General features: G+C 42.4%; 14 protein-coding genes. 6 read left to right on the plus strand and 8 right to left on the minus strand.

The window, feature by feature from the left end; all coding sequences use genetic code 11:
* Positions 1-216: 216 nt before the first annotated feature.
* A complete protein-coding gene (locus QFZ51_RS17455) occupies positions 217-561 on the minus strand; it encodes a hypothetical protein (protein WP_429047542.1) in 345 nt (114 codons plus the stop codon).
* A 730-nt stretch (positions 562-1,291) separates the two neighbouring features.
* Between QFZ51_RS17455 and QFZ51_RS17460 the strand changes: the two genes are divergently transcribed.
* A complete protein-coding gene (locus tag QFZ51_RS17460; protein ID WP_429047544.1) occupies positions 1,292-2,047 on the plus strand; it encodes a sensor histidine kinase in 756 nt (251 codons plus the stop codon).
* A 492-nt stretch (positions 2,048-2,539) separates the two neighbouring features.
* Here QFZ51_RS17460 and QFZ51_RS17465 read toward each other — a convergent pair whose 3' ends face one another.
* The 7 genes from QFZ51_RS17465 to QFZ51_RS17495 form a co-directional block, all read right to left on the minus strand.
* Positions 2,540-2,971 carry a hypothetical protein gene (locus QFZ51_RS17465; RefSeq protein ID WP_429047547.1) on the minus strand — a complete coding sequence of 144 codons (432 nt, stop codon included), beginning with the start codon at positions 2,969-2,971 and terminating at the stop codon, positions 2,540-2,542.
* Between the two features lie 35 nt (positions 2,972-3,006).
* Complete coding sequence (locus tag QFZ51_RS17470) at positions 3,007-3,306, minus strand: hypothetical protein (RefSeq protein ID WP_429047549.1); 300 nt, start codon at positions 3,304-3,306, stop codon at positions 3,007-3,009.
* Positions 3,307-3,310: 4 nt separating this feature from the next.
* Complete coding sequence (locus QFZ51_RS17475; protein WP_429047551.1) at positions 3,311-3,553, minus strand: hypothetical protein; 243 nt, start codon at positions 3,551-3,553, stop codon at positions 3,311-3,313.
* Between the two features lie 29 nt (positions 3,554-3,582).
* Positions 3,583-4,173: a hypothetical protein gene (locus QFZ51_RS17480; RefSeq protein WP_429047553.1), complete on the minus strand. Its 591-nt coding sequence runs from the start codon at positions 4,171-4,173 to the stop codon at positions 3,583-3,585.
* Positions 4,174-4,183: 10 nt separating this feature from the next.
* Positions 4,184-4,996, minus strand: a complete 813-nt coding sequence (locus QFZ51_RS17485) for a DNA cytosine methyltransferase (protein ID WP_429047555.1) — start codon at positions 4,994-4,996, stop codon at positions 4,184-4,186.
* A 340-nt stretch (positions 4,997-5,336) separates the two neighbouring features.
* A complete protein-coding gene (locus QFZ51_RS17490) occupies positions 5,337-5,624 on the minus strand; it encodes a hypothetical protein (protein WP_429047556.1) in 288 nt (95 codons plus the stop codon).
* Entirely contained in the window at positions 5,621-5,848 is a 228-nt protein-coding gene (locus QFZ51_RS17495) for a hypothetical protein (RefSeq protein ID WP_429047557.1), read from the minus strand. The genes QFZ51_RS17490 and QFZ51_RS17495 overlap by 4 nt, the downstream gene beginning before the upstream one ends.
* Positions 5,849-7,054: 1,206 nt before the next feature.
* Here QFZ51_RS17495 and QFZ51_RS17500 point away from each other — a divergent pair.
* From QFZ51_RS17500 to QFZ51_RS17520, 5 genes are all read left to right on the plus strand, one after another.
* On the plus strand, positions 7,055-8,473 hold the full coding sequence (locus tag QFZ51_RS17500) for a hypothetical protein (protein WP_429047559.1): 1,419 nt from the start codon (positions 7,055-7,057) through the stop codon (positions 8,471-8,473).
* A 44-nt stretch (positions 8,474-8,517) separates the two neighbouring features.
* Positions 8,518-12,597, plus strand: coding sequence for a DUF5977 domain-containing protein (locus QFZ51_RS17505; protein WP_429047561.1), 4,080 nt, complete (start codon positions 8,518-8,520; stop codon positions 12,595-12,597).
* Between the two features lie 237 nt (positions 12,598-12,834).
* Positions 12,835-17,028, plus strand: coding sequence for a DUF6443 domain-containing protein (locus QFZ51_RS17510; RefSeq protein WP_429047564.1), 4,194 nt, complete (start codon positions 12,835-12,837; stop codon positions 17,026-17,028).
* Positions 17,029-17,033: 5 nt separating this feature from the next.
* Positions 17,034-17,399: a hypothetical protein gene (locus tag QFZ51_RS17515; protein WP_429047565.1), complete on the plus strand. Its 366-nt coding sequence runs from the start codon at positions 17,034-17,036 to the stop codon at positions 17,397-17,399.
* A 352-nt stretch (positions 17,400-17,751) separates the two neighbouring features.
* Positions 17,752-20,673 carry a gliding motility-associated C-terminal domain-containing protein gene (locus QFZ51_RS17520; RefSeq protein ID WP_429047567.1) on the plus strand — a complete coding sequence of 974 codons (2,922 nt, stop codon included), beginning with the start codon at positions 17,752-17,754 and terminating at the stop codon, positions 20,671-20,673.
* The last annotated feature ends 277 nt before the right edge of the window (positions 20,674-20,950 follow it).

The following is a 20,950-nucleotide window of genomic DNA, read 5'->3' on the forward strand; positions in this document are numbered from 1 at the left end:
CCGGAGAAACGTGTTTGAAAAAAAATACTACCCCAGCTGCGGCAGCCAAAATGTGTAACAATGCTAGATCTTATGTGGTGACGGCCGGTGAAGAAAAAATGATGCGGGGTGGAGATTTTTTTTCAGTACACCCGAATGGCAAGCCGGCGCAACGCAGAGGCGCAGCGTTTCGTAGGCTCGTAGCAGTGAATTATTTTTGAGGAGGGAGAATGAAGGTTATTTGTCCGACTGTTTTTTGTTTTTAGACTTACTATCCTTTTCTATTGCCTTCAATACTTCTGCGTCAGGTATGGCTTCACAATATGCAATAAATACACTCAGTTTCGTGTTCAAGGCTTCGGCAATGGCTTCTAACGTGGTATACTCCGGACTTCTCTGCCCTTTTGAAATTCCCTGGATAATTGTATAACTGATACCAGAGCCGGATTCCAGACCGCGCAGACTTTTCACAAGGTTTCTCCCGGCTTCTTTGTCTTTGGTAGCAATATCTTTATTATTGGCTATCCATTGAAGCAAACCTAGTCCCAATCTGTATTTATAAAATTTCTTCCCCTTTTCCATTGAAGTAAAGTGGGAAAATCTTAAAAACATTTTGATACTAGTACGAGTATCAAATCATTTTTTTCCTTATCTTTATAATATCAGTCCTTCTGAATGGACTTGCAATTTCTTTAACTGATAACAATTAAAAGCGTATAGTCATGATATTAAGACTATTTGTTAATACATCCTAATGGTGTATTTTAGCAGCTTCAAAAAATATTAAGCGTATTTGCTTAGTTCTCGGAATCACAAACTACGACAATTGAGACACCGGGGGATCGAGTAAAGCGCTCACGCTATTGGCGTGGGCGTCACTATTCGGTGTCGGGGTGTCGTAGCCCAGTGATTCGGTAGGGACTGTCCCACGTCTTTTTTTGCCCTACCGTTTTTATTCAGCAATACGCCTTCTCAGCTGAAAAATCACTTCTTCATAACCTTTAAAAATCGGTTTTGATAAACCGACCGGCATCTTATTGCCCAAACTATAGCAATCAGCCTTCACAATTTTAAATCAAGCATTATAAACACACAAAATTTAGTAGCGACCCTCCCGGAATGGCATTGCAAACCGTTTCGATTAACTAAAAATGAAATCTCCCAACCGGCAACCGTAGTAAAAACCTTTATGGAGGACTTCCCATTGCCGCAAATCCGCAAAACTTTCGACGACTGACTGAGCCGGATTCTAATCAGCAATGCACCCGATCCACTGAATTATATTTGGTTCAGGGAAGAACTGGAACGGTTCATGGAAGCTTGTTATATCTCTCAAAAAACAAAGAGGAAATCCCTTTCCAGATCATCAGCCAAAGACTTTATTGGTTTGCTTGGCCATGAGCTAAAAGGACAACTTGCTGGAATAGTTCAGGCTTTAGATTCCATCCATGCGCATAAACTGCCAGATGCTACGTTTTCAAAAGAAGCAGCTATTTACTTTGACTATATCAAAATGATAACCCTGAATGCAACTGCTGTCTATGAAAACATGATATCTTCCTCGGTTGCAGGGGATGGCAGTCTGAAAATTTCGGAGGAAGAAATGTTAGTGGAGCCCTTTATTCAGTCTTGCATAGATTCTTTTTCTATACTCAGTAACTTGCAAAATGTCCGGATCGAGCGAGATGTCTTCGTGCGACCTGGCACCAAAGGCACAATTGATTTTGTAAAGCTCAGGCAGATATTTTCGAACCTTTTGCTCAATGCTTTTAAATATGCTCAGCCAGAAAGCTACATCATTGCGCGTGCCCATGTCTATGGGGAGAAGATAATTTTAAAGGTGGTTAGTCGCGGGGAAACAATTCCAAAAGCAAAGCTCCAAACAATTTTTGAGCCATATCAGACATTGGAAAAGGGCAAATCCGGGGTAGGATTGGGGCTATACTTGTGTGAACAATATACTGATTTACTTGGTGGAAATATAGAAGTCCGGAGCAAAAGAAGGGTCACCGTTTTTTCAGTTATTCTTTCCTTTTCATCAATCAAATTTGACAATCATGATAAGTAAGAATCCAAACTGTCTTTCTGAATTGCATAGTGTTTTTACCCATACTCCGGTTTTCTTCCGGGAAAGAATGTGTGAGGAATGCAATTGGAGTACCCCAACATTCTACCGGAAAATGAGGCTAATGAATGATCGGAATGGAGATTCCACAGGTGCAGCCGCGTTAAGTAATGCCGAGAAAACGATGATGAAAAAAGTAGCTGCTGAGGTAAAAGTGTGGTTCCAAAATAGTCTTGTTCAGTTGATTGAATCGTAAATTATATTGGATTTTTTAGGATCGGCAGGCTATTAACCTGCCGATTTCTTTATAATTATTTCCAGATTTGAATACAGATAATCGTGAGTTCCGAGCGATTTTTTGTTAAAAGCGACGACTTTGGAGGCAGCTTTTCAAGTGGTTGTGTAACAACCATACAACTTGCTGGCTGCGTCAAAGGCTGCCGGAATTTCTAAAAACTCCATTTTCCAGACAACTATTTTAGTTAAGATTTATGACTAGATTCTATTCCCATTACTCTTTCTAACATTTATTCTCCGTCTTTTTAAAGCAATTTCTATCTTCAATGCACGAACTATTTCATATGAATGGGGGAGGGCATAGCTATTTGAAAGGCGTATTTCGGCTTTAGTATAATTCGATCTCAGTTGAATTTGTTCAATTGAAATCGCAATTTTGTCAGGTTCATATTTATATGTAAGATGAATGTCTATCGGGTCGGGAAAATTACTAAAACGACCTGTTGCTTTAAGTATAAAAGTTGTTGAGTTATAATTTTCAATTGTAGAATTAATGGCTTTCGTTATCTCAATTTCAAGGTGCTTAAATAATGTTCCTTCCACTTCAGGACTGTCCAATGTTCTTTCGTCATACCCTTTTAGTTGTAGTAATAAAATATGCTCCTGGATTAAATGATTGAATAAGGTCATATTCTATATATTAGCTACTGATAAATATGCCCAAACTATCTGCTACCTTTTCTTGCTCTAAAAATTTCCGCTTTTGAGATATTAAATTGACGGATATTATCTTTCAACTCAATCCATAGCTGAATCATTAGGTCCGCTATTTCAATTGCTTCATCCTTATTTAAGCCATAGATGTTAACAACCGGCCCGTCTTTATGTGTAGGGTCATGGTATAATACATTCCTTGAATAATAATCGGTGAGCTCCAGGCTTCTTGTTATTGAAACTATGCCACCAGGTACGTTAATCTCCCTGCCATTTGTAAAAACAATTGCATCTTTTTTAACTGTTGCCATCTTTTTAAAGCTTTTGTCTATAATTTTGATTCTGCTTAATTTGCTGTCTTTTTCTACGCAAAGGATAGATTTTGAGAACATTCTTTGCCATATCCAGTAAGGCGAACTGGCCATAGGTTTTCCCCTTATCCTGTTTCGTAAGTAGCATTTTCATATACGCTTCTCCCTCTTGTGCATTGGCCACAGGGTGCTCAATGTTAAATTTCTCCTGAGTGAAATGCGGCTGTAATTGATAGCGTAAATACATAATGAAGAGCTTTTTATGTTAGGCATAATTTACAGATGGTTTCCTTTTTGTGATTTGTCTTGACGTTTCCGTTGTGCATTACGTTTCTTCTTTTGTGCCTTATTTATTAGATCTACCAGAGAAGCAGGAAGATTAGTATTGAGGATTCTATTCCCTTCCTTGTGGATGGGAAGTATGTCCGACCTGATTATGCTTGCTAAAAACTCTTCTCCTTTCTGGTCTTTTAGCAAAATACTTATGGCTTTACCTGTATCGAAGATTTGGTAGTAATCATTATTACCGTAGAGGATACCCTTAGTCATGTGCTTTGCCAAGAGAGTTTGGTTATAATGGTCAAAAGACAATTTCGTGATGTGATATTCCAATGTTTGATTTATGTAAACTGCTTCCCGACCAGGGTCGGCTATATTCTCTTTAGGCAGACTGCTAAAATAACTTTCTGCCTCCCTTATCAATTTCGATTCCTCTTTTGTATCTCCATGATAATCGGAGGGGCCACCAATACCATCGTTATGCGCAGTGCCTACCTTTTCTCCATTGATGTAGAGGTCAGCCGTAAATCCCATAGAAGCATCATACTGCGGTACATGCATCTTTACATTTTTCAATTCAACTTTCATAACAGAACATTTAACTTATCAAGTTAATAGATTTGAGAATCTCAAAAGCAATTTGCGGTACAATGGCATTGCCATAAGCTTTTATTTGTCGTCTAACCAACGAGAGGGGTATCCCATCAAAAATCCGTACAAGTCCGGGTTCGGATAAGAGTAATCCTTCGATCTGGGATAGATGACCAATCGGGAACCGTGTAAGTAATTCCGGAGGTAGCTCGGTTTCTTTGTGGCCCACCAGGTGCTGGTTCCTCTCACATCGCCCGCCATTGGAGTAGGCCAAAAACCAAATTCTGTCTCTACGGTGCCAGGCACCGATGGCACAAGCTGGAATAATAACCGGGATGACGGAATATCCCACTTGTTCAAAATCCTGGCAGATGCTGTCAATAATATACCGTTGTCGGGTATAAAGGACTTGATCTTCCATCCATAAAGCATTTTGGGCCGCCATTCTAACAGACTCAGTGGCGTGTACCAAGCAGGTGATGCCAGCAACATTTTCACCAACAACCCAAGTAGGTCGGATCTGTTCAATAATTCGGAGCAGGTGAGGCCAGAGGTAACGGTGATCAGCACTGCCTTTTCTCTGGCCGGCAACACTGAACGGCTGGCATGGAAAGCCTGCGGAAATAACGTCAATTGTCCCGTCATAATCCTTTGTATTAAATTGTGTCACATCTTCATGCCGGATACTCTCAGGGAAATGCTTCGCCAGTACTTTTCGACAGAAGGGATCTATTTCAACCTGGAAAACATTCGTCCATCTCATCCATTTTGCGGCTAGGTCAAATCCTCCGACTCCACTAAACAAGCTACCATGCCTCATTTTTTACGCACGTTTTCATTCTCACAAATCACCAGCCGGCGAACTTTCTAATATTGCCGGACCTGCACTTTAAAACTCTTCGCGGGAATTGGAACAGCCTGTATCCTCAGGTCAATTGTCGCATTGAACAATTGAAGCTGCCGACATAAAGCTTCCGTCTTCTTCCATTTTGAAAGGCGAAAAAGATGTTCTTTGTTTGTCAATTGTCGAAAGATTTTTGCGGTGGAACTTTACCAGAAAGATTTATCAATAGTCCTTTTTCATGCTGCACCTTTTTGCACATTTTACTCCCACATTGGCTGCATCAATGAGTTTTTGAAGCCATTTGGGCGAGAACAAGTCATTTATGTTGCTGTGTCGTCTTGGCCGTAACTTTCTCCGGGGCCCCTGTCAATCGTTTTAGCCTTTTTTCGAATAATCGTTGATTGCTTTTTTCCATTTTTTCCACAAATCCTTTGGGAGAAGGGATAAACTCATCATTCAATGGTTGACCAGCAAGAAGTTTACAGAACCTGTCATGCGCCTGATCCAGGGTAGGAAGTTTGGAAAGCTGTTTAGAAAAATTTTCAGATAAATCTATTACTTGCCCATTTACTCCACTCACATACCGGAAAAAGTACACCGTCATACTTTGAAGAGAAAAAGCATTTTTATATCAGAGCGATAGAAATTCAGATCAACAGCTAATGTATCGCTCTTTCCTCGTGTAGAGTTAGGGAACTTTTTAATAACATGAGCCAAAACGTAGGTTTCCTCCAGTTTATCGTTTTCTTCCACGAGAGCAAATATCTTCTTATCTATGCCCAGCTCATTTAGTTCAGCTGCTAGTGACATATATTTATTCAATTGCATAAGGAAAGTATTAGCAGTGAATAGATTTTTTACTCAATGGTTTTGCTTTACGAAAAGAGGCAACCCAATTATATGCCAATACTTTCCAGTTTTTTATTGGAATTTTGTTTCCCAACATCCAGCTGCGGGAGGTATAATATAAATAAAAGGCTTCTGCATGCATTGGACGAAGGCCGAGTATAATGAAATATACTGTTACGCTGGTTAAGTCAGGTGGAGTGAAATATGTTTTAGGATTGACCATAGATTAGACTTTTTATACGATCAAAGATGGTGTAACAACCATGCGATTTCTTACACCAGAGCTGGTAGTTGTATAAAAAAAATCAGTTGAGCGGGCGCGGAATAGTTTTGACGGAGATGATTGTTATTACTACAACTATATTACACAATATGATTATTCTTTAAGAGAGAATATTTGTCATTACTTCTGCCAACGGCAGAATGGATAAATGCCCCAAATCTGACATCCCTAAGTAACTGTATTAAGTGAGATTTTTTGCTTTGAGAGTAAGTAAATTGTGCTCTTTTTTTTCATGGCCAAAATTTTCCAACAATTCTTCAGATTAGATTTGATTACCATTACGCAAATCCAGTGCGTGGCCATCTCCTATTTTCGTAGTGCATTCATCATTTGATGGTTTGGCATATTTACGGATACGTATATCTACGCATAAATAGCCGTAGAACTACGCATTCTTCAAAGGATAGTAAAATTTATGGAATTGTATTATAATTTACATCCTATATGTGATTGTTTGTTGCAATTATAGGTCCCTCTATGTGAAGTGATATTGATAGATTCTCTATATCTGTGAAAAATTTGTCGCCTATATTGTAATATCTATGAATTGTCTTACTAAGTAAGATAAGGGTTCAAAAGAAGCATTTTTTGTTTAACTGATTTATGTTTACCCACCATGACTGTATCATTCTTCTTTACCCCGGCAGAAACTAGATACCGATAAATGTTCAATGTGAACTATTGCAGGTTTAGACTATGACTTCGCAATAGGGGTAGATTATTTGGTTTTCATGACTGTAGAATTTTCTTGCAGGCAGGCTTAATGCTGCGCATAAACGTGTAACGTATGAGCTGCCTGAATTGGAAAAGTATTCGCAATGCTGTATATACCTAAAGGATAAGCACCGTAACTAAAGGCAGCAAACAAATTCAAATTAACTCTGTACCATTCAAAATATTGTATGAAGACATTTTTCATCTTGTTTGTATTGCTTACATGCCCTGTCTATGGATTTTCTCAGTGGGGCGGCATCTGGGATTCCGCTCACATACAGGGGACATTCTTTGCTGAGGTCACGCGAAAGTCGGACAGGTTAGAACATCTGATCAGCCTGAAGTCAAAAAAGACTTTAGCACGATTGTTAAAAGAAGAAAACCGGATGAAAAGAAAACTCGCAAGCATTGATTCCTTGAAAGCCGATAACCTCTTTTCCCATTCCATAGATTCCCTAAGTAAATTAAAATCCCGTCTTAGTGACAAATTAGGCAAATATTCCGGCGGCCTAAGCCAATTCGGCGATGCCTATCTGGATAGCCTGGACAATACACTTTCTTTTTTGAAAGGTTCTAAAGGTTTGCTTCAGCAGTCAAAGGGAATGACCGGTAAATTAAACGGCTCATTGCAGTCAGTCGATAACCTGAAGGATAAACTCCTGCAGGCCGAACAGATCAAGGCGTATATCCGTGAACGCAGAGAATTGCTGAGAGAGCAATTGAGTCAGTATACCGGATTTACCAAAGATCTACAAAAGTTAAATAAGGAAGCCTATTACTATGCTGGACAGCTAAGGGAGTATAAAGAGATTTTTAAAGACCGTAAGAAAGCGGAACAAAAGGCTATGGAAGTGATCAGGAAAATACCTGCATTCAATGACTTCATACAGAAACATTCCCAGATCGCCAGCCTGTTCAATATACAAGGCGCCCCTGCTTCCGCCCAAAGTTTGGAGGGACTTCAGACCCGTAGCCAGGTGGAACAACTCATTCAGCAGCGCATTGGTAGTGGCCCTGGTGCCGGAGCTGCGCTGAGCCAGCAAATGGATGAAGCACGCAGCAGGTTTGATGAATTAAAAAATAAATTCCCTGGTCTGGATAACGCCGGAGAAATGCCCGATTTCAAACCAAAGGAAATGAAAACTAAACGTTTTCTTCAGCGCCTTGAATTTGGAAGCAATATGCAGTTTCAACGTAGTAACCGGTTCTTCCCGACCACCAGCGACCTTGCCGGACAGGCAGCCTATAAGTTTCATAAGAACGGAAGTGCCGGCATCGGAATTTCTTATAAACTGGGCATAGGTACCGGCTTTGACAACATCCGTTTCTCTGGTCACGGCATGGGTATCCGTTCTTTTATTGACTGGAAGCTGAAAGGAACCTTTTTCCTCAATGGAGGATATGAGCAGAACTACCAGCCATCTTACTCTGGTATTCCTGAAGGTGCTGGTCAAAAATGGACGCAGAGTGGATTGGTCGGTATCAGTAAGAAATATAAGATCAACAGTAAGTTGAAGGGAAACATGATGGTCCTTTTTGACTTTTTGTATAACCGGCATGTACCATCAACAGATCCAGTTAAAGTAAGGCTGGGATATAATTTTTAAAGAAACGTCAATTATTCACCTAACTATACCAAATCGTAATTACTATGAATTACAGATGTTATCCCATTTTTCTGATTTTAAGTTTGCTTTTTTCATTAAGTACTACCGCACAGGTAGACCTACCAACAGGAAGGGCAAACTATACTTTGCCGCTTTTCAACTATAGTGACGGCAACCGCCTGAATTTTAACATTGCACTCAATTATACTGGTGGTGGTGGCATTAAGGTCAACCAGATACCCACTAAAGTAGGATTGGGTTGGGATCTGATGGCCGGTGGCACTATTGTGCGACGCACCATCGGAGAACCCGACGACCAGGTTTCCGGTACTTATGATGGCATTAAATATGGCGAGGGAACACTGACTCCCGATCCAGGTTGGCTGGACCCTATTTCTAAAAGAGCAGGCTTTATTCCATTGGTGTCCAAAACGGACAATGAATACGTTTATCAGCCTGATTTTGAAGTATTGAGGGATTTCCAGCAAGACATTTTTGAATTTGAATTTGGCGGCAGAACTGGCCGGTTTATGATTTCAGACAATGGGGCTGTGCTTCCGATGGATAATTCAAAATTGAAGATTGAAAAAATAGAAGCCCAAGTAATAGAGGAGCCAAAGGTGATTACCACCATTGGTGGCTTCATTATTACTGATGAAACAGGTGTACAGTATGTCTTTTATGAAGCAGAAATTAGTAACCTGATGATCAGCAAAAGAGCAACAACAATTTCTGCCAACAACAGTGTAAACAAGGTTACTGTTCCTAATTACCAGGTAAGTGACTATTCAGTAAAAAACGTTTGGTACTTAACCCAGATCAAAGATCCATTTTCAGGAAAGTCCATCAATCTCACCTATTCGCCATACCATTTAGATTATCTGATTGGATACGAGGGTGTTTTTTCATCAAGCGACGCGACTGGTACTACCAGTACAGTAGCACAAAGCATTATGCCTCGTTTTTCAGGGACCCGAAAAAGATTAATGGAGATATCCTTCCCTGATAATCAAACCAAAGTAATCTTTTTGTATAATGATAATGATATGGCGGATCTGCCGGGGGAAAAAGCCCTGAAGCAAATTGTAGTAAAGAAGGATACGGAAATCATTTCAGGATATCAGTTTGGTTATGAATATTTCTTTAAGGATACTACCAGACCGTTTAATTATTCGTTTACTCCTGCTGATTTGAAGTATGCGAGACTTTGTTTGAAGGATGTCAGGAAAACCGGAAAATTCAATATACCAGACGCCCCCTATATTTTCTCCTATTATAATAAAGTAGGTCTGAAAAGTATGCCCGGAAGAAATCTTCAATGTCCGGATCACTGGGGTTTTTGTAATGCAAACGCATTAGAACAGGACTATTCAACTGCAGATCAGGCGAGTGCCAGTGTTAAACTGCTTACCAATTATCAGCTACCTCATAGAGCAGTAGATGTTGATGGAAAAAGCATGCTCGGTGCCTTGAAAACTATTCAGTATCCGACCGGTGGAAAAATACTATATGAGTATGAGAATAATGATGCCTTTTATAATAACGCGTCTGTTTTATCGGGTGGGATTAGGGTGCGCAGGACAACTGTGTATGATATGGTAGATACTACCAAAAAAATAGTGAAGGAGTACAAGTATGTGAATGCGAACGGCAATTCTTCCGGATGGGGATACGAAGTACCAATTTACACAGAAGTATCAACTGCACGAATGGTTATTCCGCCATCTCAATACGGCTATAAATCGGCTAACCTCGTATACAGTTCGGCACAGTCTGCAGTTTTTTCAGCTGTCCCATTTTTAGGGGATGCCATAGTTGGAGGCGGTCTTGCAGGATTGGGCAGCATGGTCATCCAACAATTTGCTTTTAACCTTGCGCTTGCAGTTGTCATTGATATTTTTACACCTTCCCCTAGTACATATTATATACTGGCAACAAGTACCCAGGACATCAGTTCTCATAATTCGAAATTTAATCAACTTCCGCACCTTTATAAACGGGTCGAGGTCCTGGAAGGAACCAATGCCAACAATATCGGGAAAATGGTATATGAATTCACTTCCCCGGATGATTTTCCAATTGCAGTGCCCACACTCAGTCAGCCTTATTCACAAAAGTCGAGATGCCTTCCATGGGTATATGGCCTTGTAAAAAAAGAGCAGGAAATTTCAAAAGCTAATAAAGTAGTTTCTGAGAAGATTTACACTTATGCCCCTCAAACCACAGTTGCAGGAAACAATAATATTGCCTGGAAAACCAAAAAAACTTTGATGTGTCCGGAAGGGGAATATGCCAATTATTCTTCAGAGATTCAATTTTACAGTGAAACCTACCAGCCTTTGTATGGCCGTACTGACTTACTGTCTATCACAAATAAAACCTATGATAGTATTGGCAATTTTTCTCAAACCCTGACCAACTTTATTTATAACCCCACTAATTTATTACCTGCAAAAGTCAATGTGGTAAATAGTATTGGAGATACGATACAAACTCGAACCTACTATGCACAGGACTACACTGGTACTCTTTTTCCAGCTCTTAAAGCCCTTAAGGACGCTAATTGTATTTCTGTTCCGGTAGCTTCAGAAACATGGCAGTTGAATACAGGCGGTCAGAAATTGCTCTACTCAAGCCTCTCTGATTACAAATTTAACCAAGCGTCTGATATCAAGGTGGAGCAGATACAAACCCTGGAGTCAGATGCTCCTGTTAGTGCTGCTACCGCTGGTGCTTTTAATCCTGGTATGCTTAACAGAACACCAGCGCTTATTAAAAAACAGCAGGTCATGAACTATGATGATCTCGGAAACATTATTCACACATCAGCTGCCGGTAATACGGAGTTCGGGTTTCAATGGGGCTACGGAGATCCATTTGGTAATGGAAAACTAAAAATCACTGCTGAAGTAACAAATGCCCATGCTGCACATAAAGAAAAAACTGGAGCAGGAACTGTCATTAATGCCAAATTGGTGATGCCAGATACCGCTCCTAAAACGGCTACATTTACCCTTTCACAGCCGGGCACAGTATTTCTTCAGCTGGACCCCTCACCTTTTGAGACTTCATTGATGTTAAGTTATACACTTACAGGAGGCAGCCCGGCAGTTTCTTATAGTGGCTCTCTATGCAATGTGGTACGATCTGGCAGAATAAATGATCCGTTCAATTCCATTAAAACTTATACCCCAAAAAATGTTTTCTATACCTCATTACCTGCCGGAACCTATACGCTTACCGGAACTCCTCCTGCCGGTTCATTCGAGGCTCTTAATTTAACCTACACCTATTTTACCGATCCCGTGATCTCTGTAGGTTCTGAATTTCTATATGATGGTTTTGAAACAGGTGACTATGCCGGAACGATTCCTCCCTACGCAGGAAGAGGATGTAAGGAAGGTGATTATACGGTTTCTTTTACCATGCCCAATTCCCGCAGTTACAGGGTGGATTACCGGTATTACTCGGTTGACAAATGGATTTATAATGCTAAACCCTATACCAATGGCATGATCCTTAGTGATGGCGATGCGATTGATGAAGTAAGGGTATACCCTGTCGATGCAAATATTTTGACCAGCACTTATGATCCATTGGTGGGACTTACCTCTCAGACAGATGTCAACGGAAATACTGTCTTTAATGAATATGACTACCTGGGAAGATTGAGTATCGTACGCGATCAGTACAAAAATATCTTAAAACGTCTCTGCTATAATTATTATGGGCAAGCAGAGACATGCGGCGGAAAAGCCTATTCCAATACTGCCCTTTCTCAGACATTTACCAAACAAGGATGTGGACCTTCATTTACACCAGGAACGGGAGTATACACAGTTCCTGCTGGGAAATATACGGCGGATGATTCTTTAGCTGTAGCCGCAATGGCGCAGGAAGATATGAGGGTCAATGGGCAAAATTACATCAACCAGACTACACAATGTCTTTGCATGGGTGTAGATAAAAAAGTAATCAATGGTATCTGTGTGACAGGAGTAATGGAATATTTCAACGAGCCAATCCCAGGAAATCCTTTCAAGTGCAAAGTAGGCTATCGTTACAAATTTCCTGATGGTACCTATGGTCCAAAAACCTATACAGGGGAAGAGCCTTGTGACTAACTACTCCCTTCTGCTGACATCCAAATTTAAACTTAGTTAATTTCCAATTATATGAATTTTCCAAGACTCAGAATTATTATCCCCCTTTTATACATTTGTTGCAATACTTCATTTGACGTTGCAGCTCAAACTCCGGTAATACCCTCAGGAAGCACTCCGCCTGCGGCAACTCCGCTGCCGGTTCCCGCAGCATATCAGAGCCCTGTGATCAACTATGTCAGAACCTGGGAGCCCAATATGCCCACTACCGATGCCGTTCATGTAACCGGAACTGCCCGAACAGTTCAGGAAATAAGGCAAACGACAACTTATACGGACGGCATCAACCGTCCAATGCAAACGATATTAAAGGGGAATAGCACATCCGGAAAGGATCTGGTGAGCCCACAGACTTTTGATTCCTATGGAAGGCAGCCCCTCATGTACTTGCCATATGTCCAGAACACAGGTAATACGAGTGACGGTAAATTTAAAACTACTCCTTTTACCAGTCAGCGAACTTTTTTACAAGACCCTGTCCTAAATCCTTCTGGTGCCGGAGAAAGTATTTTTTATAGCCAACAGATATATGATGAGTCACCCTCCTCACCGGTGATTAAAAGTTTTAGTCCAGGGAATAGTTGGTCAAATGAAGGAGGAAAAAAACCTAGCCAGCAATATCCATTTGTGAACACCGCCTCCGACTCTGTTCGGGTATGGGACCTGACTACCGGCGCGCTAAGGACATTGAAGACCTATGATGCAGGACAATTGGGGAAAACAGTGTCAATTGACGAAAACGCGGTTCAACATGTCGAATATTATGACAAAGAAGGGAAACTTATCCTCAAAAAATCACAGGTTGGAGCAGCTACAGGAGCTGCATATACAGGCTGGTTATGTACTTATTTTGTATATGATGAGCTAAGTAGATTGAGGTATGTTATTCCTCCGTTAGCAGTGGAAAAGATTATACCGAACTGGTCGATTACTAACGTACTTTCTGGATTATGCACCATTTTTAGATATGATGCAAGGGGCCGGGTTATCGTCACCAAACTGCCTGGCGTTGATTCTACGGAAACCGTTTACGATACACGTGACAGACCGGTACTTGTACGTGATGGTGAGTTAAAGAGTAAAGGCCAATGGCTGATATGTTATTATGACAATTTGGACAGATCTGTAAGAACGGCCTCCTATGCAGCTTCTACTAGCAGAGACGCGCTTCAGACATCAGTAAACGGTACTACACCTGGTACTTTTCCTTTTATTCCTGCAGCCAGCCTCACAGATCTTACTTTTCAATATTACGATGATAATTATTCTTTCCCTGGTGTGCAGCCGGCTTTGACCACTGATTTTGGAGCACCCCAAAAGGGGGCTAACTTTTACGACGATCCTATCACTGGCATTAGTCATCGGGTAATGGGTATGTTAACTGGCTTTCGTAGCCGGATTTTAGGTACTACTCAATGGTTAACCACCACCATTTATTATAATGATAAAGGAAGGCCGATTCAGGTAATAGGAGATAACATTTATGGCGGAAAACAGACGGTTACCAGACTGTATGACTTTAATGGGAAGACACTAAGTACCTATACCCGCCAGACCAATCCCCACAGTACAGTGACGCCAGAGACACGGATCCTGACGAATTTCACCTATGATGCAGGCGGACGAATAACTGAAGTAAGCACACAGCTTAATGATCTCCCAGCCACCAAGAGGACTGTAGGCAGCTACGCCTATGATGAAATAGGTAATCTAAGAACAAAAAAATTAGGCGTAGTCAATAGCGTTCCCAAAGAGACACTCACATTCGATTACGGTATTAATGGAAGCTTGAAAGGCATCAATAAAACATTTGTCAACACCCCAAGTAGCTCTACGAATTGGTTCGGAGAAGAGGTGGCGTACGACTACGGCTTTAGTGCCAGTCAGTATAACGGCACTATCGCCGGCACAAAATGGAAAAGTAGAGGTGATGGTATCGCCAGAGCAAGTGGTTACTCTTATGATAAATCCGGCCGTCTCTTAGCAGCCGACTTTTCCCAACAAAATCAGGGAAGCTCAACCTGGACATCTGATAAAGTCGATTTTAGCCTGAAGAATCTTAGTTATGATGCCAACGGTAATATTGGCGGATTGCTTCAAAAAGGGATGAAAGGACTGAGCATAGCCGTCGTTGACAGTCTTAAGTATGCTTATCTGCCTAATAGTAATCAGCTGTATTTTGTAACGGACCGCCAAAACGATCCACAATCTAAGCTGGGTGATTTTAAGGAGATCAACAACAATGAGACCCAGGACTACGCATACGATGCTGCCGGTAACCTCACCACAGATATGAACCGGTTACTGACCATCAAACCTAATCTTTATCTGAATGTACCAGATAGCCTGACAGTACTGGGTAAAGGGTTTATAGCCTATACCTATGATGCCGTCGGAAATAAGCTGCGGAAGAAGGTAACTGATGTCACTGGAACAGGTTCGATCACAACAACAGATTATATCGATGGTTTTGTTTACCAGAACGATAGCCTGGTATCTTTTGGCCATAATGAGGGCCGTATTCGTATTTTGTATGCCACTGGACAGCCTCCCGCATATGTGTATGATTACTTTATTGCCGACCACATTGGTAACACCCGCATGGTGCTTACTGAACAATCAGGTAAGGCTACTTATGCAGCGACAATGGAAACTGCCCTTTCTGCAAAGGAAAATGCTTTGTTTGCCAATATCAATATTTGCAGAGCGGCTAAACCAGTTGGGTATCCCGTCGATGCCACTACCAATCCAAACGACTATGTCGCCAAATTGAATGCCTCTGCCGGTTCTCAGAAAATTGGCCCTTCACTTGTCTTGCGCGTAATGTCCGGTGATACCATTCAACTGGGCAGCAAAGCATTTTATAAATCCGCCGCTGCCAGCACCTCTAGTACCACCGTAGCTAATATGCTTGCTGCTTTGTTACAGGCTTTTGCAACTGGTAGTGGTCCTGCTGATGGCGCCCACGGTAACGGGACGGGGTCAGGTTCCCCAATTGTTTCAAACTTTACCTCAACCAACTACCAGGCTATCCGGGACAAGGACCCTTCTCAAAATGTCGCCACCCTCCCAAAAGCTTACCTGGCGTACGTGCTATTTGATGAGCAAATGAACATGGTGGATGAAAACAGTGGCGTCAGACAGGTACAGGGAAGCCCAGACCAGCTCCAAACGCTGGCCACAAGCCTTATGGTGATGAAAAAGACTGGCTTTTTGTATGTCTATACCACTAACGAAAGCATACAGGACGTCTATTTTGACAACATAGTGGTTAATCATAATGCAGGGCCATTGCTGGAAGAAACTCACTATTACCCGTTTGGTCTAACTATGGCAGGTATCAGCTCCAAAGCCCTGAAGAATCCATATGTAAAGAATAATTTCAACTATAATGGAATAGAACAAACGGATGAATTGGGTCTAAACCAATATGATGCGTACTTCCGCACATTAGATCCACAAATCGGAAGGTGGAATCAGATAGACCCTGTTGCTTACAAGTACCCTGGTATTAGTCCTTATAATAGCAACTTCAACAATCCTATTTCTATATCTGATCCCTGGGGAGATGATCCTCCGGTTTGGGGACTCTTCAATGGACAATATGGTTGGGGCTATGGTGCAGTTAATATTGTTTCTCATAGAATACCTTATGCTTCTGGTCGGGGAATTCTTGAAGTTGGAACTAAATTTCAAACAAATGGATTTAATGAGATTCCTAACTATGCCAAGCGCGCGGAGGAAGAAAAAAGCTGGACTAAACAGATTCTGACTACGTTACTTAATAACTGGAATAGAAATACAACTGCAGAAATTAAATTTGTAACTGACTTAGTCAAAAGGGCAGGCCAAAATTGGCAGTACCGATGGGATAATGGAATAACCACTCCTCAGTTGTTATATGCAGATTTCAAGAAGAATCCACTTATGGCAGTCACTGGAGTTGGAGCTGTAGATGCTGCAGTTGGCCGCGGGCTTCTGGAAGAACTTACTTTAGGAGCAAGAGGTGTTGAAAGTTTAAATGCAACAAAATCATTAATTCCTGAGGGTAAAACGATTGGTTTGGGTATAGAAGAAGACCTATATTTCCATAGAGGGACGGAGGCTATTACCTGGGAGGGTGCTGGTTGGCAGCGTGCAGGACTAACTAAGGTGGATTATGCTAAAGCAGCGATGGATAGGTACCATTTTGAAGAATCATTTGTTGAAGCAGCTAATAAAGCTGATGCGATTAATTTTAACGTTACGAATTTTGATCCTTTCTTCCACAAACCTGGAGTTACTAATTTCGAATTTAATCACATAATTGGAAATCCTTCTTTACTTCAAAAAACCACCTTTATTCAGGATGGAAAAATTGTTTTTTGGAATGGAAAAGGATTCATACATTAGTTAATATGAAAACAACAACAGAGATTAACGAAGCTAACGCAATATTGCGTACATATTCAGGTGCTCATGCCAAAATATTTATGTTTAGCCCAAGTTTGGGAAGAATGGCTCTCAGATTAGCACTAAGTAAAACAGAGGAAGTGATATATTTAGTTGGTATAGCTTGTAAGCAAATAAGCGGCGAGTTCAGTTTTGATAATGCTGATTTTCAGATTTCTACCGGCCCAGAAGTAGGTATGACAACTATATTTGATAGTCATGGTAAATTTAAGCTTCTGACATCGGGTGGTTTTTTGGTTGCACAAGGTCTTGAGCAGGAGTTCGGAAGATCCTTTGATGATTTTATAGCCGACAACGACAGGATCGAATAATCTTCGATAAACCTTAATTGATATTTTTGTACTTGGTTACAAGATGACTAATATTTGTCATCTTGTAACCAAGTACAATTCATTTTTATAAAATGAAAATCTTGTTATCTACATTAAAACTGTTGAAAGCCCCAATAGAATACCCATTGAGAATAGCGCAAAAGAACGAACAAGCATTCTAATATATCCTCAAGTCATCCCAATCCGCGCAAATGAATCTCCCATATACTATAAAAAGATTACGGCTTAGAAGGTAAAGATATCCCGATATTTCACTAAGTTTACAACCTGTATTCTTGTATCTATGCGTGTTTTACCCACTCGCTCCATTGCCCTGGTTATTTTCTTGCTGATGTTAATCCACAAAGGGTACTCACAGGATAAGATATTTGTTGCCAATGGTGATGACATTGGCTATATCGATCTGGCCGACTTTACCTATAAATTCGTTGCATCCACACCGGGCTTTGTTGATCTGGCCATTGCTCCTGGTGGAAAGATCTATGGAATTGCCGGAATGGCGCTATACGAGGTCAATCCGGTAACAGGAGCCTCTACACCCATTACCCTCACATTGAACTACCCTTATTTCAATGGCGGCCACTCGATGGTGAGCGACCGTAACGGAGACCTTTACGTTGCCGGAAACAGTGGCGCCGTGTATAAAATAGATATGAAAACCGCTACACTTTCTTTTGTCGGGGGCACTAGCCTGATAGCAGCGGGAGATCTTGCCTTTTCAGATGGCAAGCTGTATATGATCGCCAATGGCAATATTCTCGTGGAAATGGTGCTGGGCCCCGGCGGTACCAGCATTTTATCAGAGCGGATAGTAGGACCTATAAGTGTTGGAGGGGATATTTACAGCATCGCCATTAACGAAAACGGTATCTGCTACGTGGTAAGTACCTCCCAGGATCTGGCGTTAGTCGATCTGCAAGATGCCACGACCTATGTTATCAGTAAACCGGTAAAAGGCCCCATCACCAGCGTCTGGGGCGCGGCCATGCAGCAGGAAGGTCTCAACGACAAAGATATAGAGATATGCGGTAATGGCCTGGATGATGATCACAACGGCTATCTGGATGATAATGATATGGCCTGCCGGTTAAAGCGGGGCGTTTGTAATACCGACGGCCAGCTGATCTTCCGGGAAGATTTTGGAAACGGTGCAGGTTTTGGTCCCCCCTTACCAGGTCTGGGTAGTGGCGCCTACCTTTTCTCCCGCACGGCGCCTCTGGCTGAAGGATACTATACCATTGTAGATAATGCAGCCACCGCGCAAGGTAATTCCACCTGGAAAAACATGACCGATCATAGCGGACAAGCGGGCGGCCGCATGCTGATAGTAAACGGCTCCTATAAGCCCGGTGAGTTTTATCGCAAAAAAATGACCGGGTTATGCCCAGGATTGCAGTATGCAATATCGGTCAGTGCATGCTCGGTGATAGCTGCTGCCATGTTTTGCGGAGCAGACATATCTCCTATTCCTTCCCGTATCCGGTTCCGTATCGAAGACGAATTTGGCAAGCCGCTCGGACTACTGGCAGAAAGATACATCCCGGCAGATCCGGACCCGGCAGCCAAATGGAAAGAATACGGTATGATGTTTACCCTGCCGGAAGGTGTAACGACGATACAGATCGTGATGCTGGATGATGCGCCCGGTGGATGTGGCAATGACCTGGCGGTGGACGATATCGTGTTCAGCACCTGTAAACCCCTGCAACCCGTTAGTATCAATGGCGGCTCCACTTCGTATACCGGATGCCAGCTTACCCGCGCCACATTTAAAGTAGATACAACAGGTCTCAAGCTAAAACAACCGGTACTGCAGTGGCAGAAGCTGAATACATCCTCCGGAAATTGGGAGGACATATCCGGCGCCCATGATGATACCTATACTATAGAGGAACTGCTGCCGGCAGATGCAGGTCAGTACCGCATTATAATGAATGAAAATCTCACCACCTCCTGCCGTAAAGAAGCGGTTTCCGTGGTAGCAACACTTCAGGTAAGCGCCGGCGTCTCCGTAAAGGTTACACCGGCTATAACAGTATGCATGGGCAGCCCCTTACAGTTACAGGCCGCCTCAAATGTAGTACTGGCAGAGGTGCTGTGGTTAGGTCCGGATGGTTACCCCTACTGGGAGCAGGCGCCGTTGATCACAAACGCAGCTACGTCCGCCAATGCCGGTGAATACGTGATGAAAGCCACCGGCACAGATGGCTGCATAGGTGCATTCACCACACAGGTGACGGTAGCTAAAATAGGACCGCCTGATTTTACATTTGCTGCTTCCCTGGCCTGTGCCGGCAAACCCGTACAGGTGCAGGCAAGCGGTAATAACCTAACCGGATGGCAGTGGAATGCCAGCGGCGATCATGACATCAGCGGCGCCGCTACCGCCACCCCTGCCATCACCTGGAGCGCAGCAGGTACCTATACGCTGACCCTACGGGCCACCGGCCAGTGCGTGGTCGATGAACCGGTGACCCATTCTATCACCGTCCGGGGCCTGCCTGAACCCGGCCATCTCCAAATCCCGGAACAGTTATGCGTAGGCGAGCCATTAACGCTGGCCGTACCTGATGCCACCGGCACGCTTTCCTGGCGTATTACAGGTAGCCCCGTCATGAGCGGCACCGATCAAAAGCCCATCGTCACCTGGAAAAATCCTGGCACCTACACGATCAGCTACACCGTAACTGGCCTCTGTGGGTCGGTAGACCTTCCCTCCCTGCTTCCTATTATCGTAAGGGACCTTCCTTCCGTTTCGCTCATAAACGATACAACCATTTGCCGCGGCAGCCAGCTCACATTACAACCGGTTTATAGCAGCAACGTAGTGGCATTCAGCTGGCAGCATGGCCCGTTTGTAACAGAGAGCAAATACAGTGCAGCTAAAGCGGGAGTATATAATGTGACAGTACAGGATGAATGGGGATGTAAAAATCAGGACGAGGTAATCCTACAGGAAAAGAACTGCGGTTGCGATATATTTATTCCCACCGCCTTTTCGCCCAACGGGGATGGCACCAATGATATTTTCAGACCAGTCATTCACTGCGTAACGGCGAGCTATCAAATGCGGGTCTATAACCGCTGGGGGCAACTTATCTTTGCAACCCAGACGCCGGGCGTCGGCTGGAATGGCGCGCTGCCTGATGGCAGAAAAGCAGACATTGGCACTTATACCTGGTTGGTGGAATACAAGAGTTCTGAAAGCTCCGATCAGTTCCGGCAAACGGGCGCGGTGACATTGGTACGATAGCGTGATAACGTGGGAATCCAAATTTTTAAAGTTAAACGAATGGTCGAATAAATAAGAATAGAATAGAGGTATTGTCAATTTTATCATCTTTTTCTTAATTATCTAATTATATGGTATGAAGGATTTAAATACAGAATGATTCGACTTTTTATCAGCTAATAATAAGAAATGTCAAATCAGCTATTCCTACAGAAACATTTTATATTAAATCAAAAAAGGTTGTCCTATGAAATTCGCAGAGTTTTCTATCAAAAACCTCAAAGGCATTGAGAATAGA

Origin of the sequence: Chitinophaga sp. W3I9 (genome assembly GCF_050434025.1) — a bacterium.
GTDB lineage: Bacteria > Bacteroidota > Bacteroidia > Chitinophagales > Chitinophagaceae > Chitinophaga.